Source organism: Alkalibacillus filiformis, assembly GCF_030814115.1.
GTDB lineage: Bacteria > Bacillota > Bacilli > Bacillales > Alkalibacillaceae > Alkalibacillus > Alkalibacillus filiformis.
Window position 1 is genome coordinate 103431 of the sequence record NZ_JAUSUP010000003.1, and the last position, 25141, is coordinate 128571.

Genomic DNA, 25141 nt, shown 5'->3' on the forward strand with positions numbered 1-25141 from the left:
AACCCTTTTCTAGAAAAAACTCTTAATTCGTCAATATTCCTCACGAATGCTTGCGATTGAACGGTCTAAAATCTCTAAATATTCGTCTCCATATATATTTTTAACGATTGCTTCTAAGTCTTGAAATTCTGGAAATCTTCCATATAAATCTTTTAATGGAAGAGAAGCTTGCATAACAGTGTTTTTATCTGTTCCATTTGCATGAGCTTCCATTGTTTCCTCAAATAATTCCTTACCGGCATCTGTTAACTCTACATACGTATTACGTTTATCTTCCTCTCGTTTTGAAAATGTTAATAACTCCCGCTCTTCTAGTTTTTTCGAAAAGTTGAAAGCAGTAGACACATGCATAATTCCAAACTGTGAGATCTCTGATATGCTGGCACCATTTAAGTGATAACATATCCATAAAATATGATGCTCATTTAAATTGAGTTCAAATGGTTTGACCCAATTTTGCCAATCTTTTTCGATTTGTTTCCAAATGGCCTTCGATAATTGTGCCATTTTGTGTGAATATAGAATGGCCTCCTGTATTGAATACGATTCTTTACTCACAAGAACGACTCCTTTTTAATAATATTTTGATAACTTAACCAAAAGCTTACCCTATTAATATTGTTAAATAACGTGTTGGTCTAACTAAATAGGTAGAATAACTATATTTAAATGTACTAATATTTTAACATAATATATTAAAAGAGTTGCAGGAAATTATTGATTCCTGCAACTCTACCTTTATTATAAGTCTTTTTCGTGAATGTCATTGAAAACATCTTCTAATGCATCGTGAAATCGTATGGCTTCTTTTAACTTAACGCTAGTTTGTCTGTCACTTTGTATTTCGTCGTCTTGAATGTGTTCTTCAATTTGTTGAAGGTTTGATTTTTGACGCTCAATGGCATCTAGCCAGCGATTCACATAAGCCTTCATGAATTTACCATAAAGATCTTTCTCGGCTTGATAGAGATCTTTTCTCACGCCTTTAATCCAGACACGTTCTACTAGGTTGTAGTCTAATAATGTACGGATTGAATTACTCATTGCCGTTTTGCTTTTGCCTAGTGCATTTTTCATATCATCCAATGTCATGGGTTCATCACTTAAATAGAGAATGACGAAAAGTTGAGACTCGGTCGTGTTTAATGAAAACATTTCAAGTGTCTTAGAAAATTCACTAATCATTGAATGGTGCAAGTGATCAAGCGCTTCTTCATTATGTTTCGTCTGCATATAATGAACCTCCTTAGGTCATCTACAATCAATCTACACTAGATTCTGGTAAAAACAAAACAGGAGATTTATGAGTATTTTGTAGTATTATAGAGAAAATTAAAAGATTTTGTCTGATAAGTTTGTTCAGTTCAAACTTTACGGAATATATGAAACTATGTCGCTCTATTTGTTGTTTGAGAATTCCAACACAAACTAATATAGTTATAAGAGTGATTGTTACAAAGTGATTTCAACTAAGTTCAGATTTAAAGTGATTTAGAAAGAGGTGTAAACCAGTGCCTATTAAAGTCGAAAACTTATCGAAGATTTTCGGTAAAAAAACAAAAGAGGCAACGAAATTATTAGATGAAGGATATTCTAAAGAAGAAGTCCTTGAGAAAACTGGTTGTACAGTAGGTGTAAACCGTGCAACTTTTGAAGTAGAAGAAGGCGAAGTTTTCGTTATTATGGGGCTTTCAGGAAGTGGTAAGTCTACTTTATTACGTTTGTTAAACCGTTTAATTGAACCAACTGAAGGTAGTGTTGAAATTGACGGCCAAAACTTAGCAACGATGAACAAAGAAGACTTACGTGAAATTCGCCGTACTAAAATGAGTATGGTATTCCAGAAGTTCGCACTTTTTCCGTTTAGAACGGTTTTAGATAATGCTGAGTTCGGTTTGGAAGTGCAAGGAATTGAGAAAGAAGAAAGAACACAAAAAGCTAAAGAAGCTTTAGATCTAGTTGGTTTAGGTGGTTATGTCAACCAGTATCCTAGTCAGCTATCGGGTGGTATGCAGCAACGTGTTGGTTTAGCTCGTGCATTAACTAATGACCCAGAGGTTCTATTAATGGACGAAGCATTCTCTGCGTTAGATCCATTAATTCGTAAAGATATGCAAGATGAATTACTAGATTTACAAGAAACGATGAAGAAAACGATCATCTTCATTACACACGACTTAGATGAAGCGTTACGTATCGGTGACCGCATTGCATTAATGAAGGATGGTTCAATTGTACAAATTGGTACACCAGAAGAGATTCTAATTAATCCAGCTAACGATTACGTAGAGAAGTTCGTTGAGGACGTTGATCGTTCTAAAGTGTTAACTGCCGATAAAATTATGAAGCGTCCAGAAACTGTTGATTATGATAAGCACGGCCCTCGTGTAGCATTAGAAAGAATGCGCGAACAAGGCTTATCTTCAATCTTTGTAACAGACCGTTCTCGTAACTTAAAAGGTTATGTTACAGCAGAGGATGCTAGAAAAGCTCGTGAAGAAGGTGTATCTCAGTTAAGTTCAATTATGAAAGATGATATGCCAACAGTTGATTTAGAAACGAGCATTCAAGATATCTTTAATATTATTCATGATGCTCCAGTGCCAGTTGCAGTAACAGAAGATGGCAAGCTACGTGGTGTTATTGTACGTGGAGCAGTCATTGCAGCATTAGCTGATGGAAATGAGGTGAACGGAGATGGTGCTTGATAACATACCATATATACCAGTCGCCGATGGTATCGACTGGACTGTAGATAAAATTACGGATTGGTTTAGTTGGTTATTTGATCCGATTAAAGATGGTTTCGGTTGGTTACTTGATAACTCAGCTGATTATTTATCGATGGTGCCACCGATTGTCATTATTATTTTAGTTGCTATTCTTGCTTTCCTTCTAAGTGGCAAAAAGTTCGGTTTAGCGGCGTTTACAATTGTTGGTTTAATCTTTGTGCATAACCAAGGATTATGGGAAGAATTAATGTTCACATTTACTCTCGTCTTTTACGCCAGCTTAATTTCTGTTTTAGTTGGTATTCCAGTGGGTATATTAATGTCGAAGAGTAAATTAGCAGAAAATATAATTACGCCAGTATTAGACTTCATGCAGACGATGCCGGCATTCGTTTACTTAATTCCGGCAGTAGCATTCTTCGGAATCGGTATGGTTCCAGGTGTATTTGCGTCATTTATTTTCGCAACACCTCCTGTTGTTCGTTTTACAAACTTAGGAATCCGCCAAGTGTCTAAAGAACTAGTGGAAGCATCAGATGCGTTTGGTGCAACAGGAAACCAAAAACTATTTAAAGTGGAACTGCCGATGGCGAGACGGACAATCATGGCTGGTGTAAACCAGACGGTAATGCTTTCATTATCAATGGTTGTTATTGCATCAATGATCGGTGCACCAGGTCTAGGTCGTGAAGTACTATCAGCTCTGCAACGTGCTGATGCTGGACCAGGTTTCGTAGCAGGTTTTGGTATCGTAATTTTAGCGATTATCATCGACCGCTTTACGCAAAACTTAAATAAAGAAAAGTAATAACTTAAGGGAGCTTCTTCTCTCTCCATTATTGGGGAGAGAAGTTCCAATAAAACATAAACAAATATGTAAAGGGGAGTTGTTTAAACATGTTACAAGAAACATGGAAACGTTTAGGTTTAATCGCAGTACTTGCGCTAACATTAGTAATCGCTGCATGTGGTACTGACGATGAAGATGCCACTGAAGACCCAGAAGGTGCAGATGGTGAAGAGACAACTGAAGAAGAAACATTAGTAGGTGAAGGTAAAGAAGTAGAATTAGTATATGTTGAATGGGATTCTGAAATTGCGTCTACTCATGTAGTAGGTCATGTATTAGAAGATCTAGGATATGATGTAGACTTAACACCAATTGATAATGCTGTTATGTGGCAATCGGTTGCTAATGGTCAAGCAGATGGTATGGTAGCTGCATGGTTACCAGGTACTCATGGTGACCTTTATGAAGAATACCAAGATGATTTAGTTGATTTAGGTGAAAACCTATCTGGTGCAAAGATTGGTTTAGTTGTACCTGAGTATATGGAAATTGACTCTATTGAAGATTTAGATCAGTATGCTGATGAGTTAGGCGAAACGATTACTGGTATTGAAGCTGGTGCTGGTGTAGTACAAGCAGCTGAAAACGCTACTGAAACATATGCTAACTTAGAAGGTTGGGATGTCCAAACGTCATCTTCAGGTGCAATGGCTACAGCTTTAGGTGAAGCGATTAGCAATGAAGAAGCAATTGTTGTTACAGGCTGGACACCGCACTGGAAGTTCGCTGAGTATGACCTTAAGTACCTAGAAGATCCTGAATTATCATTTGGTGAAGAGGAGTTCATTGGTACTATGGTTCGTGAAGGTCTAGAAGAAGATCTACCAAATGCTTATAAAGTATTAGACCAATTTAATTGGGGAACTACTGACATGGAAGAAATTATGCTTGCAGTTCAAGAGGGTACTGATGTAGAAGAAGCAGTAGCAAATTGGATTGAGGAAAACGAAGATAAAGTGTCAGAGTGGACTGAAGGTTTACAGTAAGTAAAATTCATTTTGTTTGAATAGGAGAATCTAATTAAACATGAACTTAAAGAAAGTTGTGTTGTTATTAGCAATCTCATCTGTACTCGTGCTATCAGCATGTGGTACAGATGATGATACTGCTAATGGTGACGATTTCAACTATAGTGAAGAACTAGATTACACGATTATCGGGATTGAGCCAGGTGCTGGTATTACAGCAACAACTGAAACGGCTATTGACCAAGAAGGTGGTTATGAAAGTTTGGCTGGATGGGACCTTGAACAATCGTCAACAGTAGCAATGGTTACAGAATTAGAATCTGCCATTGCTAATGAGGAACCGATTATCGTAACGGGTTGGAACCCACATTGGAAGTTCGCACAGTTTCCAGATTTAAAATACCTTGATGATCCAAAAGGTATTTATGGTGGAGCTGAAAATATTCAGACCCTTGCTCGATTAGGTTTTGAAGAAGAACATCCTGAAGCATATGAAATCATTGATCGATTTTATTGGGATGTAGAAGACATGGAAGAAATCATGTATGAATCCAATGAAACAGGCGATGATATTCATGATGTTGCTCAACAATGGGTAGAAGAAAATGAAGGTAAAGTATCTGAGTGGACTGAAGGTGTAGCAGAAGGTGACGGTTCTGTAATTGAGATCGTCTCAACACCTTGGGACACTGAACGCTCATCTTCAAGTGTTCTTTCAATCGTATTAGAAGAACACGGCTTTGATGTTGACGTAACACCTGTAGACCCTGCAATCGTCTTTGAATCACTTGCAACAGGTGATGCAGATGCTACAGTAGCAGCATGGTTACCATTTACTCACGCTGGATTCTATGAAAGTGTAGAGGATGACATCGTTGATTTAGGCCCTAACTTAGAAGGAGCTAAAATTGGCTTAGTCGTCCCTGGATATATGGATATTGATTCAATTGAAGATTTAGAACCAGCTGAATAAATTCACTATATAAGCCTATCAAGAGGGATTTCCTACTTGGTAGGCTTATATTTTGATTAAAGAATCGCCTGATTATTGATTAATTAGGCGATTTTTTCGATATTTAAGCGAAGTTTTATTTTTTTAAGCGAAATTCAAAATAATTAAGCGAAATCTAAAATAATCAGGCGAACGCCTAATTAATTAAGCGTTCGCCTGATCAGTCGGTTTACCTGCTATAATTTTGTTCTTTAATCTTCTCTTCTAATTCTTTAATACCCTCTTCAATTTGAAGTAAGTGCTCTTGTAAATTTTCTTGATGAGGTTCGACTGTTTCCTTCCAGCTTTCAACAGACTCTTTAATGTCTTGTGATAAGTCTTTTAACAGTGCGGCACCTTCTTTAGATGTTTGCGCTAATTGATTTTTAAGGTCTAATCCGTTTTCTTTAATTTCTTGTGTAAGGTCACGTAAACGGTCGGTTTGATCTTTCATACGGTTACGCATTTCTTCACCTGAAGTAGGTGTTGTTAATAGTGATACTGATGCTCCAACTACCCCACCGACTAATACTCCTAAAAATAACGATTTACCATTTGGCATGATTTATAACCCCTTTCGTTACTTACTGCTATTATAACCTGTTTTCCCTATAATGTTTAGTGCTAATCTTCTGTCAAAATACTTCATAGTTTTCTAAAGGGTGATCGTCGTTAAATCTCAAATGCGATCTTACCTGCAATATCTTGAAGTTTTTCTGGTGTGTAATCGTCACCATGTACTTCCCACTTTGATTTAAATCCATCATTTTCATTATAACGAGGAATTAAATGAATGTGGATATGAAATACACTTTGGTCTGCAAATGAACCATTGTTGTTTAATGTGTTTAATCCTTTTGGTTCATATGCTGTTTTAATACCATTTGCAATCTTTGGAACCGCTTTAAATAGATTTGCTGCTGTTTCTTCATCAAGGTCGAATACGTCCTGACAATGCTTTTTTGGAATGACTAACGTATGTCCCTCTGTTACTTGACTAATGTCTAAAAAAGCGTATACTTGTTCGTCTTCATAAATTTTCGCTGACGGAATTTCACCATCAATAATTTTACAAAAGATACAATCTGACATCGTCATCCTCCTAAATATGTTCTTTAATTAGTATTGTAACGTAATCATTTGTCGAATGTAAGAAGAAAAGGTCTAAGCTATTAAATCTGATGAAATTTTTGGTATGATAAATATATAGTGTAATGATAGAAGAGAGGGATAACATGAGTGATTTATTAAAGGTAGAAGACCTCGTTGGTGGTTATACGAAGCAAAATGTTTTACACGGCATTTCATTTGAAGTGAAAAAAGGAGAAGTCGTCGGTTTAATCGGGTTAAACGGTGCTGGTAAAAGTACAACGATTAAGCATATTATCGGCTTAATGAACCCGAAAAAAGGTTCGGTTAATATTAATGGGAAAAGTATTGTGGAAGATCTAGAAAGTTATCGGCGGGAGTTTGCTTACATACCTGAGATGCCGATGCTTTATGAAGAATTAACATTAGAAGAACATTTAAGATTAACAGCAATGGCTTACGGTATTGATGAACAAACGTATAAAGAACGAACAGACTTTTTATTAAAAGAATTTCATTTAGATAAGAAGCGTAAATGGTTTCCTGTTCATTTCTCTAAAGGAATGAGGCAGAAGGTTATGATTATGTGCGCGTTTTTAGTCAACCCTTCTTTGTATATTGTGGATGAGCCTTTTGTTGGTTTAGACCCTCTTGGGATTCAGTCTTATTTAGATACGATGAATGAGATGAAAGAGCAGGGAGCTGGCGTGTTAATGTCGACACACATTTTAGCAACAGCTGAAAAATATTGTGATCGTTTTGTCATTATTCATCACGGTGAAATTCGCGCTTATGGGACACTGGATCACCTAAGACAAGAGTTTAATATGCCACAAGCAAGTTTAGATGACATTTACGTACAATTGACAAAGGACGATGCGTGAAATGGATACAAATCAATTATGGAAAGAACGTTTAAATAGTCATTTAAAAATGGTTAGCCGTTATATGCGGTTAATATTTAACGATCACTTAGCGTTTGCATTAATTTTCTTTGTAGCGGCATTCGCCTTTTTCTACCAGCAATGGTTAGAGACAGTCCCGGACACATTTCCAGTGGCTTGGATTATGGCTATATTAGTTGGCTTATTGTTAAGTTACAGTCCTGTTCGTACGTTTTTTAAAGAAGCTGACACAGTGTTCTTATTAAGTGTAGAAAATAGGCTGAAACCCTATATTAAAAATTCAATCGTCTATAGCTTCATAATGCAAAGTTATTGGATTGCGATTTTTATATTTGCTTTATCACCGTTATATTTTACGGTTTATAAGGAAATTAGTTCTATCTATTTGTTATTTGTTTTAGTTTTTGCTTTAGTTCTTAAAGTGGCGAACTTATTTGCGACTTGGTTCATCCAAAAAACGCGTGAACAAGGGCTTCATTATTTGGATCTGGGAGTTCGTCTTGTTATTAATGTGTTTGCGTTGTTCTTTCTGGCCATTGGGCAACCGTATTATTCATTCATAGCAGCGTTATTGTTAGTTGGGGTTGTATTTTTAAATTATCACAATGTATATAAGAAATTTAGTTTACCGTGGGATGATCTTATTGAAAAAGAGGAAGCGAGACTACAATTTTTCTATCGTATTGCCAACATGTCAACAGACGTTCCTCATTTAAAGCGCAAGCCGAAAAAACGTCATGGGCTTGTTCGGTTTGTAACAAGTAGAATGCCTTTAAGACAAAATCAAACGTTTATCTATTTGTATAGCATTACGTTTATTAGAAGTGGTGATTATTTAGGAATGTACCTAAGGCTAATGCTGTTAGCGGTATTTTTCGCTTTTTGGATTCCTGCCTTTTGGGGAAAAATTATTTTCGCCATGTTGTTTTTATTTTTAACTGGGTTTCAATTTATTACGATTTACAATCACCATCGATCACTCGATTGGATTAAGTTATACCCAGTGCCACACGTTTTAAGGACAAAGGCAGTCCATCAGTTAATATTAGTTCTCATGTTGCTTAAAATTATCGTGATGGGTGTTGTCTTCTTCTTTGCTACAGATTTAATGGGCGCATTAATTTACAGTAGTTTAGCTATTGCGTTTGCTGTGTTGTTTGAGGCGTTTTATGTGAAAGGGCGCATTCGAAAATTAGGGACGTAAAATAGGGTTGAATTAAAAAGGTTATGCTAAGAGTTAATTTAGCATAGCCTTTTTCTTTTTTTGAAGGGTGAATTTTCGCTTTTATCTGATAAAGCGTTCACACGCTGATGTTCACAAACGATAAGAATAGTGTTAAAATCATCACGGTTTAATGATAGAGATAGTATAGAAAGGTTCGATCATCAATGGTAGGACAGAAACGAAAAACACATTTATCAAGAATAGAACAGATGCTTTATATTATAGTTGGTTCTGCGATTGTGGCGGTAGCCTATAACGGATTCTTACTTCCAAATTACGTCGCTGCAGGTGGAGCTAGCGGTATTAGTACGATCACTGAAGCTTTATTTGGTTTAGAGCCAGCGTATGTGATTTGGGGATTAAATATACCATTATTATTTGTCGCTTATTATTTACTCGGAAAAGGATCTGCATTTCGTTCGTTATCAGGTTCGTTAATTTTACCTTTTTTCGTTTATTTAACACGAAATATAGATGCGTTTGTGCAGGACCCTTTACTTGCTGCGTTGTTCGGAAGTTTGGGTGTCGGTGTCGGTTTAGGGATCGTCTTTTTAGGTGATGCATCAACGGGAGGAACGGCGTTATTAGCACAATTAATAAATAAGTATACGAGTTTATCGTTAGGTGCCAGCATTGCTGTTGTCGATGGTATGGTCGTATTAACGGCTATTATCGTATTTGATATTGAACTCGGTTTATATGCTTTAATTGGAGTTTATATGACGAGTAAGTCGATAGATTTAGTTCAAACAGGTTTTAATAAGACGAAGACGACTCTCATTATTTCAAATGAGTATTTAGATGTGCAAGAAGCGATTTACACTCGGGTGGATCGTGGTGTGACGAGGTTATCTGCTCAAGGTGGTTTTACAGACAAAGAGCGCCCTGTCTTAATGTGTGTTGTAAATTCGTCTGAATTAGGTGGTTTAAAACGAACTATTAAAGAGGTTGACCCTGAAGCATTTGTGATCGTTACGGATTCGGCAGAAGTGGTCGGTCGAGGATTTTATGATCCGATATAAAAAGAAGGAGATGAACCTAAATATAGGCTTCATCTCCTTTTTGTTTATTACTGATCTTCTTGATATTTTTTATAGCCGTGGATTAATGCTTTCGCAGCTGTCGGTAGTGCGCGTTCATCAAAGTCGAATTTAGGGTGATGGTGCGGGTATTCATGCCCTTCAATTTGTGCACCAGTAAAGAAAAACGCACCAGGTCGCTCTTCTAAATAGTAAGCAAAATCTTCTCCACCCATAATAGGATCAACTTCTTCATAACCAACTACTCCAGGAATCTCCTCAGCGTTTTCTAAATAGTACTCTGCTTCTTTTTCGTGGTTCACGACAGGTGGATACCCTTTAACGTAATCTAATTCATAGTCAGCATCAAAACTGATTGTAATGCCTTTTAAAATTTTATGCATTTCATCGATTATTTCATCTTGAACTTCTTTATCTAGTATACGAACCGTTCCTGTTAAGGACGTCGTATCAGGGATGACGTTAAACGCATTTCCGCCTTCGATTTTACCAATTGATAATACAGCTGGTTGAAGAGGATTAATGCGACGGCTAACAACTTGTTGTAATTCCACAATTGCTTGGCCGGCCATTACAACAGGGTCTTTCGTTTGTTGCGGAAGCGCACCATGTCCACCTTTACCTTTAAACGTAACCGTAAAACGGTCGGCACCAGCCATGAAAGGTCCTTTTGTCGTTTCGATTTTATTTAACGGTGTACTTGCCCATAAGTGTGTACCGAATACCGCATCGACACCTTCTAATGCACCCTCGTCAATCATCGGTTTAGCGCCACCTGGGGCATATTCTTCAGCAGGCTGATGTAAAAAGACTAATGTACCCGGCAATTCGTCTTTAAACTCTAATGCAGCTTCAGCGACGGCTAGTAGTGATGCTGTATGGCCGTCATGACCGCACGCATGCATGACACCGTCTACTTTTGATTTATATGGTACATCATTTTCTTCTTGAATCGGTAACGCGTCAAAGTCAGCGCGTAAAGCGACTGTTTTACCAGGTTTACCACCTTCAAGTGTTGCGACAATACCGTAACCACCAATATTGCTCTTGTAAGGAATACCTAATTCATCATAACGGTTTTTAATATATTTTGCTGTTTCTTTTTCGTGAAATGAAAGTTCGGGATGTTGGTGAAGATAACGACGATCTTCTACCATACGGTCGTAAAGTCCATCAATTTTTTCATAAAGCTGTTCCCACATGTTAGTTTCTCCCTTCTTCATCTAAATTAGTTTAATTATAACAGAATTTTCGAGAAACGTAATAATTGAAATTGAGATAAAAAATAGGCCACGCGAATTATTGCGTGACCTACTTATAATTATTGAAAGCTTCGGTCTTGAAGTAATCGTTCGATTTCTTCCTTATGGTGAGTTTCGTCTGCAATTAAATCTTCTAATTTGACAGCTAGTTCGGTATAACCTAATTCTTCAGCTTGTTGTTTACGTTGTTCGTAACGGTCGATCGTGTCTTTTTCTGCTTGTAATGCTGCTTCAAGCAAGTCTTTTACATCTGTTAATTGTTCTACAGGTGCTGGAGTCGTCGTTGGCGTGCCACCTAATGTTTTAATTTTCTCTGATAAGTATAATGCGTGAGAAGTCTCGTCTTGAACCTCGCTTTCGAAAAACGGCTTTAACACTTGGCGGTAAAGTCCAGTGACGACTGAAGCGTTGTACGTATACATAATGATCGCACCATACTCGTGAGCCAAATCTTCATTTAAACCATCGATCAGTTGTTTAAGTTTTTGTTCCATTTTGATCACCTCTCAATTAGTGTTCTAATAAAACGATACCCATCTTAATGTGGGTTGAAACAAATGACTTTATGCTCTCAGTCTATAGTCTGAGATATAAACATACTGTAGAATGTTACATAAAGATGGAAATGCCACTATAATATAGATAACAATTCATTTAAGAGTATTTAAACTTGATCGAATAAAGGTGTGAGTGATGTGTTTCGTTTCTTAAAATGGTTATTTGCCGTTTCACTGATCTTTTTCGGTGTGACATTAATCTTGCAAAATCTACAAATTATTACCCTGGAAATATCAGATGCATTTGTTGGGGCATGGCCGCTCATTTTTGTCGTTTTAGGTCTTATGCTGTTCGTTAATTATTTTAGGACAACGCCTGGCGGTAGCTGGTTTTGGGGACTGTTTTTCTTAATATTTGGTTCTTTGTTACTAGCGGGAAATTACGGTTATGCTGATTTTTCATTCGGTGACTTTTGGAAGTTATGGCCACTTATACTCGTTTATATTGGAGCTAGTTTAGTAACTGAAAAAAAAACTAAAGGCATCCAAGTTTATTCTAATGGTGACTATAACGGAAATAACCATCGCTCAAAAGTTGTAGAGAAGTTTGATGATGATTTCTTTAACGACTCGAATGAAGATGTTGACCGTGAGTTTGACAATTCATATGAAGAAGAAGTTGGCGAAAAGCGAACTGGGCGTTATATTCATCATGTTAAAAGAGGAAAAAGCTTTATAACGGATTTGAATTTATCGCGAGAAAATTGGTCTTTAGAACCAATGGATCTGTGGGCGTTTATCGGTGACATTAATATCGATTTTTCCAAAGCTTATATCCCTGAAAAAGAAACGCAAGTCATATTACGTGGCTATATTGGTGATATCGTATTAAAAGTACCTGAACATGTTGCAGTTAAGGTGTATGGTCAAGCGAGTATTGGTGATATAACAGTGTTCGGTGAGAACCGTTCGGGCATGTACAGCTCACTCAGTTATCAATCTGATGACTATGAGGAAGCAACGCGCAAGTTGAACATTTATATAAAGTGCCAAATAGGTGATGTGAAAGTGATCTCGGTTTAGGGTGTGGAATATGTTTAAAAAATTAGAAGGTATTCGTTATCAACTGATCGGTAGTTATTTGTATGCAGTTTATTTTTCTTTATTAATCATCGCTTTAATACTATTTTTTACACACTCTGTCATTCAGCCAAGCTGGTTGGCAGTCGAGGCGATTATTCTTACTCTTATTGCGGCTGCTTTGACGTTGTCGTTTGTTGGTCTTTATGTCATGTTTCGTCAAGGGGGACGTGTTAAAGATCGGTTACAAGAGCTTTCTATTTTTATAGCGACATTATCTGAAGGGAAGTTTAATGCTAGTCTTCTTATGAAAGATTCAAAGGATGAATTTAGTACGTTGGGTCATGAATTAAATGATTTAGCTACTAAGGTTAAAGGGCAAGTAAAATCGTTAGAACGAATGGCTGAAGAAAAGTCAGAGTATGCGAAACAAGCACATTTAGCAGCTACAGTGGAAGAAAGACAAAGGTTGGCACGTGATTTACATGACGCAGTAAGCCAACAGCTGTTTGCATTGTCAATGATGTCACAAGCGACGAGTAAAATTATTGATAAAAAGCCAGAGCAAGCAAAAGAACAAGTAGAAGAAATTTCACAAATGTCTCTACAAGCACAAAATGAAATGCGTGCATTATTATTACATTTACGTCCCGTTCATTTATCAGGCGAGTCATTACATGAAGGAATTGATCGTTTAATTGAAGAATTAAAACAACGTTGTCATATTCAGTTTAAAGTAGACCTTGATTCAGAATTACAGCTTTCACAGTCGAAAGAAGAGCATATTTTTCGAATGGTTCAAGAAGCATTGTCGAATACGTTGCGCCATGCTAATGCTTCTCATATTGAATTGAGAATAAAAGAAAAAGATATGATCTATATTTATATTAGTGATGATGGTGACGGTTTTGATTTAGACCAACAGATGAATGCTAAAGCATCTTATGGGCTGAATTCGATAAAAGAACGATGTGGAGAAATTGGCGGTACGTTTGATATTAAATCAAAAGTTGGCGAAGGTACTTATATCGATATTCGTATTCCAAAGTAGAGGGTGAAGGAAACCGATGAGTCAAATTAAATTAGTGATTGTCGATGACCATGACGTGGTTCGGAAAGGAATTAAAACGTATTTAATGACTGAAGATGAAATTGAAGTCGTTGGAGAAGCTTCAAGTGGGGATGAAGGAGCAGACCTCGTTTTAAAAGAAAAACCGGACGTTGTGTTAATGGATTTAATTATGGATAACGGAACCGGTATTGAAGCAACTGAACGTATTGTTGACCAATTACCAGATTGTAAGGTTATTATTTTAACAAGCTATTATGATGATGAAAAAGTATTCCCAGCGTTAGAGGCAGGTGCGTTTAGCTATATGCTAAAAACGTCATCAGCAGACGAAATTGCAGAAGCGGTGAAAAAGGCTGTAAATGGAGAGAATGTGATTGAACCGAAAGTAGCAGGGAAAATGATGACCCGTATGCGGTCACCTGAAAAACAACTTCACGAAGATTTAACTCAACGAGAACTTGAAGTATTAATATGTATTGGGAATGGTCTGACGAATACTGAGATCAGTGAAAAGCTGTTTATCGGAATTAAAACAGTGAAAACACATGTTAGTCACGTGTTGCATAAGTTAGAAGTGCAGGACCGAACTCAGGCAGCGGTATATGCACATCAAAAGGGGTTAATGAAGTAGCATATGCTCTAATAAGAAACGCTAATCAAATGCGGATGACGTATTTGGTTGGCGTTTTTTTGCTTCGTGTAGGAGAGTGTAATGTGTGATGGAATTGCACGTGAATTTATCAGCGTTCGCAAGGATTTATTGGCGCTCGGAAAAATATATCAGCGCTCGGAAAAATATATCGGCGCTCACGATAATTTATCAGCGCTCGGAAGGATTTATCGGCGCACGCAAGAAATTATCAGCGCTCAGCAAAAATATCGGCGCTGGCATTAATTTCGCGCTCACACAAATTAATCAGTGCTCCCACAATTATTTAAGTTTACAATAAATGTTTTGTCGAAAAAAATAGACTATAATATAATGTAGAGTGGTTTATTGTGAAGATTAATAATTGAGGTGGCATTATGGCCGTTAAAACATATATAAAAAACACGTTTGGTAAATGGCGCTGGGTGCTATATAGTGTCGGTTTATTAATCGTTTTAAGCTTACTAGGATTTATGTTCATCTTATTAGGTGGGCGCTTTGTTGTAGATGATCAGCACTTCGTTTTTTCCGAATCGACTGTTCTTGAAACGGAAGATGGGAATGAAGTTGTAAAATTATATGATGAAAATAGAACTTATGTCCCGTTAGAGACGGTGCCAGAGCATGTCGTTGATGCGTTTTTAGCAATTGAGGATCATCGCTTTTATGACCATAGTGGAGTCGACTTTTGGGCTGTTGGACGAGCTTTTTATCGTGATATTACGACGTGGAGTAAGGCTGAAGGAGCGAGCACGATTACCCAGCAGCTCGTTAAAAATACAGCTTTGACAAATGATCAAACGTGGATGCGTAAGACGAAAGAGGTCATGGGAGCGATTTACTTAGAAAGACAACGATCAAAAGATGAAATTCTCGAATATTACTTAAATGAAATTTATTTTGGAAATGGTATATATGGAGTTGAAGAAGCGTCGCAAACGTTCTTTTCAAAGTCGGTTTCAGAGCTTTCAATATCAGAAGGGGCACTGTTAGCTGCTATGCCTCGTGCGCCAAACTATTATTCTCCAATAAATAATGAAGAAAGAGCGCTCGAAAGAAGAGACCTTGTCATAGAACGAATGTATCAAATTGGTATGCTTGATGCAGAAACAGCACGTCATGAACAAGGGAAAACATTAGGTTTAAACCTTGGTGAAACGAAAGAAAGTCCGTGGTTAAGTAGTTATATTGACTTAGTTTTAGATGAGTTGGAAGATAACTATCACTTATCACGTGAAGAGATTTATACAGGTGGTTACCGTGTTACAGTAGGCTTAGATCCAAAAGCACAAGAGATTGCATATCAGAGAATGCAACAAGAAGAATTTTTCCAAGGATCACAAGAAGGTGTAGAAGGTGCAACTGTTATTCTTGATCAAGAAACAGGTGTTGTGAGAGCGGCAATTGGTGGACGCGAACATAACCGTGGCGATTTAAATCGTGTCAATGTAAAAAGGCAGCCTGGCTCTACATTTAAGCCACTAGCTGTTTATGGTCCTGCTTTAGAAGAAAGTTTATATCATCCATATACGTTGTTGACTGATGAACCAATTGATTTTGGTAATTATAACCCAAGAAATGTTGATCAGACGTATGATGGCGAAGTGACGATGTATGATGCCTTAAAAGACTCTAAAAATGTACCAGCTGTTGCGTTGCTCGATGAAATTGGTGTTGAACAAGGTTTATCATACTTACGCGATTTAGGGTTTAATATTGAGGATCAAGGTTTATCAGTAGCATTAGGTGGACTGGAAGATGGTGTGTCACCGTTACACATGGCCGCTTTATATCGTACGTTTGCACAAGGCGGAGAATATATTGAGCCGTACACCATCTTGCAAGTTGAAAACCGTCACGGTGAACGTTTGGACTCACCTGAACCTGAAGTAGGCCGACTGTTCTCTGAGCAAACGTCATGGTACTTAACACGTATGCTTGAAGGTGTAGTAACAGAAGGAACTGCAGCTGGTGGTCAATACCCGAAAGAATTTGCAGGGAAAACAGGCTCAACCCAACATCCACACCATGATGGCGGTGTGAGAGATGCATGGTTTGTCGGGTTTAATCCGAATTATACAGTTGCCTCTTGGATTGGTTATGATGTCAGTGACGAAGATCATTATTTAACAGCAGGAAGTCGTATGCCAACAGCGTTAGTTGATACAATTATGACTGACTTGGATGACGTAAGAGGTTTTCAAGCGAGTTTTTCATTACCTGAACATGTAGATGATCTTGAACCACCTGTGCGGTTACCAGAAATTACTGACTTAACAGCTAACGTGTCATTAGGGTTCTTGGACGGATTGTACGTTGATTTGAATTGGTCTGATGATACAGATGAACGGATTAATTATGATATTTATCGAGAAATAGACGGGGAAGTTGAGAAAATTGGAACGGTAACAGGCGAGAGTCGTTATAGAGTAAGACAAGTACAAATGATCAACAATCCTTCTTATTATGTGGTCCCAGTTAACCCACTAAACGGTGAAGAAGGAGAACAATCGAACCGAGATTCAGCTTTTTAACTCAAAGGTTGCTGATGCTTGGCAACCTTTGAACATTTTATTACAAAGAATTAGGCAAAATGATGACATTTGAGCCCTATGACTATACACTATAAGCATTTTGTTTTATATTGAATGCAGATGGTTAGACGAAAGGTGAGACATTATGACACAGTTCAATGATACGATTTTACGAGCATATCGTGGAGAGAAAACAGATTACACGCCACTTTGGTTTATGCGCCAAGCTGGACGTTCGCAACCAGAATACAACAAACTAAAAGAGAAGTATTCCTTATTCGAAATTACGCATCAACCAGAGCTTTGTGCTTATGTGACAGAGCTTCCGGTTGTTAACTACCAAACAGATGCTGCGATCCTTTATAAAGACATTATGTCTCCATTACCGCCAATGGGTGTGGATGTAGAGATTAAAAAAGGAATCGGCCCTGTCATTTACAATCCAATTCGCTCGAAAGCTGATGTCGAAAAGCTAGACGATTTGGACCCACAAAACGATGTACCTTACGTATTAGACACAATCAAAATTTTAACTGAAGAGAAGTTAAATGTTCCGCTTATCGGCTTTAGTGGTGCACCTTTTACATTAGCGAGCTACATGATTGAAGGCGGGCCATCAAAACAATACAATAAAACGAAGGCAATGATGTATGGTGATTCTGAGACGTGGTTTGCGTTAATGGACAAGTTAGGTGATATGATCATCACTTATACGAAAGCGCAAATCGCTGCAGGCGCTAAAGCGATCCAAATTTTTGACTCGTGGGTAGGTGCAGTAAGTGCTGCTGATTACCGTATGTTCATTAAGCCAGTGATGGAAAAGATCTTTAATGCTCTAAAAGAAGAAGATGTTCCAACGATTCTATTTGGAATTGGTGCGAATCATTTATTACTAGAGTTCAATGACTTACCCGTTTCAACAGTTGGATTAGACTGGCGCACGTCAATTACACAAGCAAGAGATATGGGCATCACGAGTTCATTACAAGGTAACTTAGACCCAGCGATTTTACTTGCTGATTGGGACATCATTGAAAAACGTACGAAAGAAATTTTAGATCAAGGAAAAGATGAAGAAGGTTATGTATTTAACCTTGGACATGGCGTATTCCCTGATATCGAACCAGATACGCTAAAACGTTTAGCAGCATTAGTTCACGACTACAGTTCGAAGTAAGAGGAGTTGAAGTAAATATGGCACAGAAAAAAGTAGGATTACTTGTAATGGCTTATGGAACGCCTTACAAGGAAGAAGATTTAGAACGTTATTACACACATATTCGTAAGGGTAATCGCCCGACTGATGAAATGATTGAAGACTTACGTAGCCGTTATGAAGAAATCGGCGGGATTTCACCATTAGCACGTATTACACGTGGACAAGGTGAAGCGCTAGAGGCGAAATTAAACGAAGAGCAAGATGAAGTAGAATTCAAACTATACTTAGGTTTAAAGCATATTGACCCATTCATTGAAGATGCTATTGAGCAAATGGCAAAAGACGGCATTACTGAAGCGGTCAGTATCGTATTAGCACCACACTATTCAACATTCAGTATTAAGTCATACAACGGACGTGCGCAAGAAGAAGCAGAAAAGCATGGCGTTAACTTAAAATCTGTTGTTGATTGGTACGATCAGCCAGGTTATATCGAGTATTGGGTAGAACAGGTTAATAAAGTATACGGTCAAATGACTGAAGAAGAGCGTAACAATGCGTGTTTAATTGTTTCAGCTCACAGTTTACCAGAAAAGATTATTCAAGATGGTGATCCATACCCAGAGCAACTGCAACGTACAGCTGATTTAATCGCTGAACAAGCAGGTATTACAGATTATGAGATTGGATGGCAAAGTGAAGGTAACACACCAGAGCCTTGGTTAGGACCTGATGTTCAAGATCTAACTCGCGATCTTTTTGAACAAAAAGGTTATACAACATTTGTCTATGCACCAGCAGGTTTCGTGTCAGACCACTTAGAAGTGTTATATGACAATGATATTGAATGTAAGGAAGTGTGTGACGATATTCAAGCTTCTTACTATCGTCCAGAAATGCCAAACACTCATCCGAAGTTTATTAGCACGTTATCTAAGGTTGTACAAGAGACATTGAAGGGGTAATCCTTTATGACTAATAAGCGAAAGCAAATAGCAATTATCGGCGGTGGCATTACAGGTCTCACCGCCGCTTATTATTTACAAAAGAATGAAGTCGATGCTGATGTAACATTAATCGAAAAGACAGACCATTTAGGCGGAATCATCTGGACTGAACGACGTGATGGTTTTACGATCGAACGTGGTCCAGATTCCTTTCTAGAACGTAAAACGACAGCGAAACATTTAGTTGAAGATTTAGGCTTAGAGGACAAATTAATTAGAAGTGCAACAGGTAAGGCTTTTATTTTATCTCAAGACCAGTTGCACCCAATGCCGCAAGGGGCTGTGATGGGAATTCCGACACAGTTAGCGCCATTTTTTAGCTCAACGTTATTTACGTTTAAAGGTAAATTAGACGCGCTAAAAGACTACACAACAGGTAAAACGGCTGTCGAAGAGGATATTTCAGTCGGGCACTTTTTTCGTCGCCGCTTAGGTGATGAAGTTGTCGACAGGCTGATTCATCCACTCATTTCTGGAATCTATGCGGGTGATATTGATCAACTAAGCTTAAAAGCAACATTCCCACATTTTCTTGAAACAGAAAAGAAACACGGTAGCTTAATTCGCGGCTTACAAAAGTCAACACCGAAGAAACAGACAGGTGGCCAAAAACAAGGCATGTTTTTAACACTAGAAGGTGGCTTGAAAACGTTAGTTGACGGTTTAACAGATGCGTTAACTTGTGAGGTTCGTATGTCGACGGATGTTAGTCAAGTTGAAAAGCAAGATGAACGTCACTTGTTACATATTAATGGTCAAGAAGAGCCGTTAGAAGCGGATTACGTCATTGCGACAACACCACACTATGTGACACAACAGTTGTTCAGTGAGTATGAATTTATGGATGAGCTATCTGAGACGAAAAATACTTCCGTTGCCAATGTCGCTATGGCGTTCGATGAAGATGCGGTGAAAAACTTACCAGATGGAACAGGTTTCGTCGTTTCACGCAAAGAAGATTACCGCATTACTGCTTGTACGTGGACATTTAAAAAATGGCCACATACAACACCAGAAGGATCTGTCTTACTTCGTGCCTACGTTGGCAAACCAGGCGATGAAAAAGTGCTAGATTTATCTGATGAAGAGATTTCTCAACTCGTGATCAACGATTTGAAGAAGATTATGACGATTGAAGACGATCCAAAGTTTAAACTTATTACACGTTTGTATGACGCGATGCCACAGTATACTGTTGGTCACCTTCAACGCTTAGAAAGGCTAGAAGAGAAGGTGAATGAGCAGTTACCGGGTGTTTATTTAATCGGTAACGCCTATCGCGGTGTTGGTTTACCAGATTGTATGGACCAAGCGATTAGAGTGGTCGATGAAATAGCGGAGAATTAATAAAAGGCTGTTCTCATAGTCATGAAAAGTGACTGATTGGGGGCAGTCTTTTTATTGTGAAAAATAATCAGGCGAAATTTTCGATAATCGGGCGAAAAAATTAATAATTAGGCGAATTTTAAAATAATCAGGCGAACGCCTAAATAATTAAGCGTTCGCCTGAAAAGGCAGTAGACGGCCAGATTAATCGACTTCTCGGTAAGTTATTAAAGCAGGCGATGAACTAAAAGGAAAGTGATTAAATACTTCCATTGCGTGATCATCTGTAGTATCGAATTCTCCAATAAGATGCTGAACACCACAATTGACCGCATACTGTATTTGGTGAGTGATTAATGTAGGAATGATGTTCCGACTGTACCCCTCTGCAACGCCGCACCATCCTAATTCATATGTACTTTCTTCGTCTGATTCGTGCAGAAAAGAGTAAGCCACAACGTTTGCGTCGCGATCGAAATAAATATAACTACCGTCTAAAATTGTGTCATATGCTAAAATCATTTGCTTCCATTGGTCAGTGTCGAGTTTCGCGACTGGATTTGCTTGGTGTGTGCGTTCGTAATTGTTTTTAACAACGGTTATTAACTGATTTAATTTTGCCTCATCTAAAGATAGATCTTTTAACGATTTTAAAACGTATTGTGTGTTGGTAGGTGGCTCAGGCACATCGAGTTGTGATAGCTTAAGTGTTGGTAAGTAAGTTCTTCTAATTTCTTGAAAATGATGAGCTTCATAAAGGCGTCTAAGATGATTAGACGATTCACAAATCGAAGTTTGTAATGGAGCTTGAACCTCTTTTTGATTGGTTAATTTATTGAGTAATTTATCTTCAGCACCATAGTCTGGAATAGTTAATATGCGAAAATATGTGCAATGTGGGTGAATAGAACTTGTCCAAACAAGAGCGATTCCGATTAGCTGGTGATCATAATAGGCTGAGTAAGCAAATTTTAGGCTAGGACTATTCAATATATGGAGTAAAGTATTATCTTCATGACAGAAGTCCAATAATTTAACCAACTCGTTTTTATGGTCATCGTCATATTGCATAGTAGAAATTGACATAGTGTTCTCCTTTATACATAGTTGTCACTATATTAAAACATAATGTGACAGCAAAAAACACGCTCAAATCAACATTGAGCGTGTTTTCGTTTTGAGATGGATGGTTTAGTGATAAACTAATTAGTGAATCGAATCGCATTTTTCGCATTTGTTTGTGTAACAATCGGCTTGCTCAACCATGTCTTGTTTGCAAACTGCGCATTGCTTTTTCGGTAGGTTACGGAAAAACTGTACAGGTGACATTAACATGAGTAAGTCCTCCTTAATGGTTTGAATTTTAAGAAAATTTATCTTGTACTTATACTATACTGTATTAATACAGATTTGTTAAGTGTAAATCTGTTATATAACTTAAAATGGGAGGAAAGTCCTATATGGATTTGAAAGTAATCGGTTATTGGGGAGCTTATCCAGAGGCTGAAAGCGCGACATCATGCTATTTGTTAGAACAAGATGGCTTCAAAGTAGTCATTGATTTAGGAAGTGGGGCTTTATCGAGACTACAACAGTATGTAACAGTAGACGAGATCGATGCTGTTGTATTATCACACTTTCATCACGATCATGTAGCTGATCTTGGCTCATTTCAGTATGCTTGTTTAGTACAACAACAATTGAAAAATATTCAAGGTCATATTCCGATTTATGCAGCAGATGACAGTGAAACAGATTTTAATCAACTTAATCACGTCGCAACCAAAGGAAAAGGATATCAAGAAGGACAAGACTTAGAATTAGGCCCGTTTACTTTTTCATTTCAAAAGACGAAACATCCGAAAACGTGTTATGCGATGCGGGTGACAAACGGTGAGAAGGCGTTTGTTTATACAGCTGATACAGCGTTTTTCCCAGAGTTAACTGGTTTTGCAAAAGAAGCAGACTTGTTAATAGCAGAAGCAAGTTTTTATAAAGGAATGGACGGTTCGAAAGCTGGGCATATGACAGGTGAAGAATGTGGTAAGTTAGCACGAGATGCGAGTGTAGAAGCGTTATGGTTAACCCATTTACCTCATTTTGGAGAGCTTGATGACTTGGTTAGTGAAGCGAAGTCACTATATCATGGTAGCGTCACACTAGCACACGAAGGATTAACGTGGCGATCTGAAAGGTAATCATTGCGAATGTTGTCATAGTTTCTTATACTTTTAATAGAGAGAATAGAAGGGGGCTTAACGGATGTTATATTTTATTGATAATGAAGGCATTACAGATCCACAACTTAATCTAGCAATTGAAGAATATGCATTAAAGCATTTAAACATTGATGATGATCAGCAATATTTATTGTTTTACGTGAATGGTCCGTCCATTATCGTTGGTAAAAACCAAAACTCTGTAGAAGAGATTAATACAGATTTCGTAGAGGCTAATGACATTAAAGTTGTTCGCCGTTTATCGGGTGGTGGCGCCGTATATCACGATTTAGGTAACTTAAACTTCAGCTTTTTAGCTAAAGATGAAGGGAATAACTTTAGTAACTTTAAGAAATTCACACAGCCTGTAGTAGACGCACTACAAAAGCTAGGGGTTAATGCTGAACTATCAGGCCGTAACGACATTACGGCAGATGGCCGAAAGATTTCAGGTAATGCTCAATTTACGACAAAAGGTCGAATGTTTAGCCACGGAACGCTTATGTTTGATTCGGAAGTTGAAAATGTCATCCAGTCTTTACGCGTTAAGTCAGAAAAAATCCGCTCAAAAGGCATTAAATCAATCCGTAGTCGTGTCGCAAACATTTCTGAGTTCATTGATGAAAATATTACGATGGACGACTTCAAAGAAACGTTATTGAAATACATTTTCGATGTGGAAGATGTTAAAGATGTCCCACGATATGAACTGACTGAAGAAGATTGGAAGAAAATCCGCGAAATTTCTGAGTCACGCTATCAAAAATGGGACTGGAACTATGGCCGTTCTCCAGCTTTCAACATTCAGCATTCAAAGCGTGTTGAAGGCGTTGGATCATATGATGTACGCCTAGATGTGAAAAAAGGTGTGATCCAAGATGTCACGATATTCGGTGACTTCTTCGGTATTGGTGAGGTGTCAGATGTAGAGGACAAGCTTAAAGGTGTTAAGTATGAAAGTGAGGCAATTCAAGAAGCGTTAAAAGATATTGATATACAACACTATTTAGGCAAAATTGAAGATGAAGACTTCTTGTCGTTAGTTTATTAATTGAAAACCCGCTAATGCTGATCAAAAGCTTTAGCGGGTTTTTGCATTAACAACTGTTTACTCCCGAACAGTAAGTTTAAAACCGTAAGTTGCTTCCCCATAGTATTGATCATCCCATGTGAGGTGAAAAGTATAATGGTGTAACCCAGGTTCTTCTGGAGCCTCAAACCTAGGACTGCCTTCGATTGTAAATTCTTCTTGCATTTCACCTAGGCGATAACGAGTCACAACAATACTACTTGGTTTTGACGCAGCTTCATCAAAGCTGTCAAAATTATCAATACTAGGTGAAATGGAATGTTGGATTTGTTGTCCGGCATTTACAATAGGTGTTTGGAACCCTTCAGGGTGTTTCGTCCGACATTAAGTCGTCCCTGTTCGGTAATAAATCGATCTATTCGGTATTAACTAGCCTCTATTCGGTAATAAGCAAGCTATATTCGGTAATAAATCGTTCTATTCGGTAATAAGTAGTCCCTATTCGGTATTAACCAACCCTTATTCGGTAATAAATCAAGCCATTCGGCAATTACGAACTAACCACTCTTCTTCTTCCCGGAAGCTGTGGTCTTTTTCTTTTGGCCGCCGCCAGTAGACTTTTTCTTCTTCTGGCCGCCTTTTTGCGTTTTGTTAAGCGACTTTTCTAAAGCGTCCATTAAGTCGGTGACGTTGTCTGTTTTTTCTGGCTCTTTGGCGGTTGCAACTTCTTCGCCGTCTTTCTTTTTCTCGATCAAATCAAGTAAAGCTGTGCGGTATTCGTCTGTATATTTTTCTGGATCGAATTCAGTTGTCAGTTGGTCGATTAACATTTTCGCTGTCTCTAATTCTTTTTCTACGACGTTATCTTCTTCTGGTACATTCGGCACTTCGCCAACATCACGAACCTCATCTGGATAATGAATCGTCTCCATGACGATTGTATTTTTATAAATACGCACGACGGCCAAATGTTCTTTTGACCGGATTGTAATTTTGGCTAGTCCAATTTTTCCGCTATCCTCTAAAGCTTGCCGCAATAAGGAATAGGCTTTGCCACCACCTTCACTTGGCGATAAGTAATAACTTCGGTCAAAATAGATTGGATCAATTTCATCCAACTTAACAAAGTCGACAATTTCCACGGATTTATCGTCTTTGGCTTCTTTCAAATTTTCTAAGTCATCATCTTCTAAAATGACGAACTTATTTTTCGTATACTCAAAGCCTTTGACGATATCGTCGTTTGTCACTTCTGTTTCACAAACGGGGCACGTCTTTTCATACTTAACGGGCGATTGGCATTCTTTGTGCAAGTTGCGCAGCTTTATGTCTTTATTTTCAGTTGCGGAATGTAGCTTGACTGGTATGTTGACGAGGCCGAAACTTATCGTTCCTTTCCACATCGTATGCATCACGATCATCTCCTTTATTGGTTATCATTTCTCGTTTAGTGATAAAAATGCACTTTTGCGTTAAAAATAACCGTGTGAAATTGGAGGTGCGCAT

27 protein-coding genes are annotated in these 25141 nt (G+C 37.9%); 17 read left to right on the top strand and 10 right to left on the bottom strand.

The genetic code is table 11. The features are described 5' to 3' along the window. Window positions 1–30 precede the first annotated feature (30 nt). Together J2R98_RS07385 and J2R98_RS07390 are read right to left on the bottom strand one after the other, a co-directional pair. Window positions 31–558, bottom strand: coding sequence for an HTH-type transcriptional regulator Hpr (locus J2R98_RS07385; RefSeq protein ID WP_307067586.1), 528 nt, complete (start codon window positions 556–558; stop codon window positions 31–33). Between the two features lie 183 nt (window positions 559–741). Further along, on the bottom strand, window positions 742–1233 hold the full coding sequence (locus J2R98_RS07390) for a GbsR/MarR family transcriptional regulator (protein WP_307067588.1): 492 nt from the start codon (window positions 1231–1233) through the stop codon (window positions 742–744). Between the two features lie 278 nt (window positions 1234–1511). Here J2R98_RS07390 and J2R98_RS07395 point away from each other — a divergent pair, with 278 nt between their 5' ends. The 4 genes from J2R98_RS07395 (at window position 1512) to J2R98_RS07410 (ending at window position 5523) form a co-directional block, all read left to right on the top strand. Then, window positions 1512–2708, top strand: coding sequence for a quaternary amine ABC transporter ATP-binding protein (locus tag J2R98_RS07395; RefSeq protein ID WP_307067590.1), 1197 nt, complete (start codon window positions 1512–1514; stop codon window positions 2706–2708). Continuing rightward, window positions 2698–3540: an ABC transporter permease gene (locus tag J2R98_RS07400; protein ID WP_307067592.1), complete on the top strand. Its 843-nt coding sequence runs from the start codon at window positions 2698–2700 to the stop codon at window positions 3538–3540. Before J2R98_RS07395 ends, J2R98_RS07400 begins: the two co-directional genes overlap by 11 nt. An 89-nt stretch (window positions 3541–3629) precedes the next feature. Beyond that, window positions 3630–4568, top strand: coding sequence for a glycine betaine ABC transporter substrate-binding protein (locus J2R98_RS07405; protein ID WP_307067594.1), 939 nt, complete (start codon window positions 3630–3632; stop codon window positions 4566–4568). A 40-nt stretch (window positions 4569–4608) separates the two neighbouring features. After that, entirely contained in the window at window positions 4609–5523 is a 915-nt protein-coding gene (locus J2R98_RS07410) for a glycine betaine ABC transporter substrate-binding protein (RefSeq protein ID WP_307067595.1), read from the top strand. A 208-nt stretch (window positions 5524–5731) separates the two neighbouring features. Here the strand turns inward: J2R98_RS07410 and J2R98_RS07415 are convergent, their stop codons facing one another. Both J2R98_RS07415 and J2R98_RS07420 read right to left on the bottom strand, forming a co-directional pair. After that, window positions 5732–6103 (bottom strand): YtxH domain-containing protein, encoded by a 372-nt coding sequence (locus J2R98_RS07415; protein WP_307067597.1) that lies wholly within the window; start codon window positions 6101–6103, stop codon window positions 5732–5734. Window positions 6104–6213: 110 nt separating this feature from the next. Then, entirely contained in the window at window positions 6214–6633 is a 420-nt protein-coding gene (locus tag J2R98_RS07420; RefSeq protein WP_307067599.1) for an HIT family protein, read from the bottom strand. A 143-nt stretch (window positions 6634–6776) separates the two neighbouring features. Between J2R98_RS07420 and J2R98_RS07425 the strand changes: the two genes are divergently transcribed. The 3 genes from J2R98_RS07425 to J2R98_RS07435 all read left to right on the top strand — a co-directional run bounded on the left by J2R98_RS07425 (window position 6777) and on the right by J2R98_RS07435 (window position 9782). Further along, window positions 6777–7514 (top strand): ABC transporter ATP-binding protein, encoded by a 738-nt coding sequence (locus tag J2R98_RS07425; RefSeq protein WP_307067601.1) that lies wholly within the window; start codon window positions 6777–6779, stop codon window positions 7512–7514. A gap of 1 nt (window position 7515) precedes the next feature. Continuing rightward, window positions 7516–8739, top strand: a complete 1224-nt coding sequence (locus J2R98_RS07430; protein WP_307067603.1) for an ABC transporter permease — start codon at window positions 7516–7518, stop codon at window positions 8737–8739. 185 nt (window positions 8740–8924) lie between these two features. Beyond that, the gene (locus J2R98_RS07435; RefSeq protein ID WP_307067604.1) at window positions 8925–9782 is read left to right on the top strand and encodes a YitT family protein; all 858 of its coding nucleotides are present in this window, start codon (window positions 8925–8927) and stop codon (window positions 9780–9782) included. Window positions 9783–9829: 47 nt separating this feature from the next. Here J2R98_RS07435 and J2R98_RS07440 read toward each other — a convergent pair whose 3' ends face one another. Further along, window positions 9830–11002, bottom strand: a complete 1173-nt coding sequence (locus J2R98_RS07440) for a M20 metallopeptidase family protein (protein WP_307067606.1) — start codon at window positions 11000–11002, stop codon at window positions 9830–9832. A 119-nt stretch (window positions 11003–11121) separates the two neighbouring features. Continuing rightward, window positions 11122–11556, bottom strand: coding sequence for a ferritin-like domain-containing protein (locus tag J2R98_RS07445; protein WP_307067608.1), 435 nt, complete (start codon window positions 11554–11556; stop codon window positions 11122–11124). A 201-nt stretch (window positions 11557–11757) separates the two neighbouring features. Here J2R98_RS07445 and liaF point away from each other — a divergent pair, with 201 nt between their 5' ends. From liaF to hemY, 8 genes are all read left to right on the top strand, one after another. Further along, the gene (gene liaF / locus J2R98_RS07450) at window positions 11758–12642 is read left to right on the top strand and encodes a cell wall-active antibiotics response protein LiaF (protein ID WP_307067610.1); all 885 of its coding nucleotides are present in this window, start codon (window positions 11758–11760) and stop codon (window positions 12640–12642) included. A gap of 10 nt (window positions 12643–12652) precedes the next feature. Beyond that, window positions 12653–13690: a sensor histidine kinase gene (locus J2R98_RS07455; RefSeq protein ID WP_307067612.1), complete on the top strand. Its 1038-nt coding sequence runs from the start codon at window positions 12653–12655 to the stop codon at window positions 13688–13690. Window positions 13691–13706: 16 nt separating this feature from the next. After that, window positions 13707–14342 carry a response regulator transcription factor gene (locus J2R98_RS07460; RefSeq protein ID WP_307067614.1) on the top strand — a complete coding sequence of 212 codons (636 nt, stop codon included), beginning with the start codon at window positions 13707–13709 and terminating at the stop codon, window positions 14340–14342. Between the two features lie 81 nt (window positions 14343–14423). After that, the gene (locus J2R98_RS07465) at window positions 14424–14606 is read left to right on the top strand and encodes a hypothetical protein (protein ID WP_307067616.1); all 183 of its coding nucleotides are present in this window, start codon (window positions 14424–14426) and stop codon (window positions 14604–14606) included. A 131-nt stretch (window positions 14607–14737) separates the two neighbouring features. Continuing rightward, the gene (locus J2R98_RS07470; protein ID WP_307067618.1) at window positions 14738–16894 is read left to right on the top strand and encodes a transglycosylase domain-containing protein; all 2157 of its coding nucleotides are present in this window, start codon (window positions 14738–14740) and stop codon (window positions 16892–16894) included. A gap of 145 nt (window positions 16895–17039) precedes the next feature. Beyond that, window positions 17040–18071: a uroporphyrinogen decarboxylase gene (hemE, locus tag J2R98_RS07475; RefSeq protein ID WP_307067619.1), complete on the top strand. Its 1032-nt coding sequence runs from the start codon at window positions 17040–17042 to the stop codon at window positions 18069–18071. A 17-nt stretch (window positions 18072–18088) separates the two neighbouring features. Further along, entirely contained in the window at window positions 18089–19018 is a 930-nt protein-coding gene (gene hemH, locus J2R98_RS07480; RefSeq protein ID WP_307067621.1) for a ferrochelatase, read from the top strand. Between the two features lie 6 nt (window positions 19019–19024). Then, window positions 19025–20407: a protoporphyrinogen oxidase gene (gene hemY / locus J2R98_RS07485; protein WP_307067623.1), complete on the top strand. Its 1383-nt coding sequence runs from the start codon at window positions 19025–19027 to the stop codon at window positions 20405–20407. Window positions 20408–20590: 183 nt separating this feature from the next. Here hemY and J2R98_RS07490 read toward each other — a convergent pair whose 3' ends face one another. Together J2R98_RS07490 and yhfH are read right to left on the bottom strand one after the other, a co-directional pair. Beyond that, window positions 20591–21472 (bottom strand): GNAT family N-acetyltransferase, encoded by an 882-nt coding sequence (locus J2R98_RS07490; RefSeq protein WP_307067625.1) that lies wholly within the window; start codon window positions 21470–21472, stop codon window positions 20591–20593. Between the two features lie 120 nt (window positions 21473–21592). Further along, window positions 21593–21721, bottom strand: coding sequence for a protein YhfH (gene yhfH / locus J2R98_RS07495; RefSeq protein WP_017187003.1), 129 nt, complete (start codon window positions 21719–21721; stop codon window positions 21593–21595). Between the two features lie 125 nt (window positions 21722–21846). On the opposite strand from yhfH, the gene J2R98_RS07500 reads away from it, so the two are divergent. Next, the gene (locus tag J2R98_RS07500; RefSeq protein WP_307067627.1) at window positions 21847–22584 is read left to right on the top strand and encodes an MBL fold metallo-hydrolase; all 738 of its coding nucleotides are present in this window, start codon (window positions 21847–21849) and stop codon (window positions 22582–22584) included. 64 nt (window positions 22585–22648) lie between these two features. Beyond that, complete coding sequence (gene lplA / locus J2R98_RS07505) at window positions 22649–23656, top strand: lipoate--protein ligase (protein ID WP_307067630.1); 1008 nt, start codon at window positions 22649–22651, stop codon at window positions 23654–23656. Between the two features lie 57 nt (window positions 23657–23713). Here lplA and J2R98_RS07510 read toward each other — a convergent pair whose 3' ends face one another. Both J2R98_RS07510 and ku read right to left on the bottom strand, forming a co-directional pair. Then, window positions 23714–23884, bottom strand: a complete 171-nt coding sequence (locus J2R98_RS07510; RefSeq protein ID WP_307067633.1) for a hypothetical protein — start codon at window positions 23882–23884, stop codon at window positions 23714–23716. Window positions 23885–24192: 308 nt separating this feature from the next. Further along, a complete protein-coding gene (gene ku / locus J2R98_RS07515) occupies window positions 24193–25047 on the bottom strand; it encodes a non-homologous end joining protein Ku (RefSeq protein WP_307067635.1) in 855 nt (284 codons plus the stop codon). Between the last annotated feature and the right edge of the window lie 94 nt (window positions 25048–25141).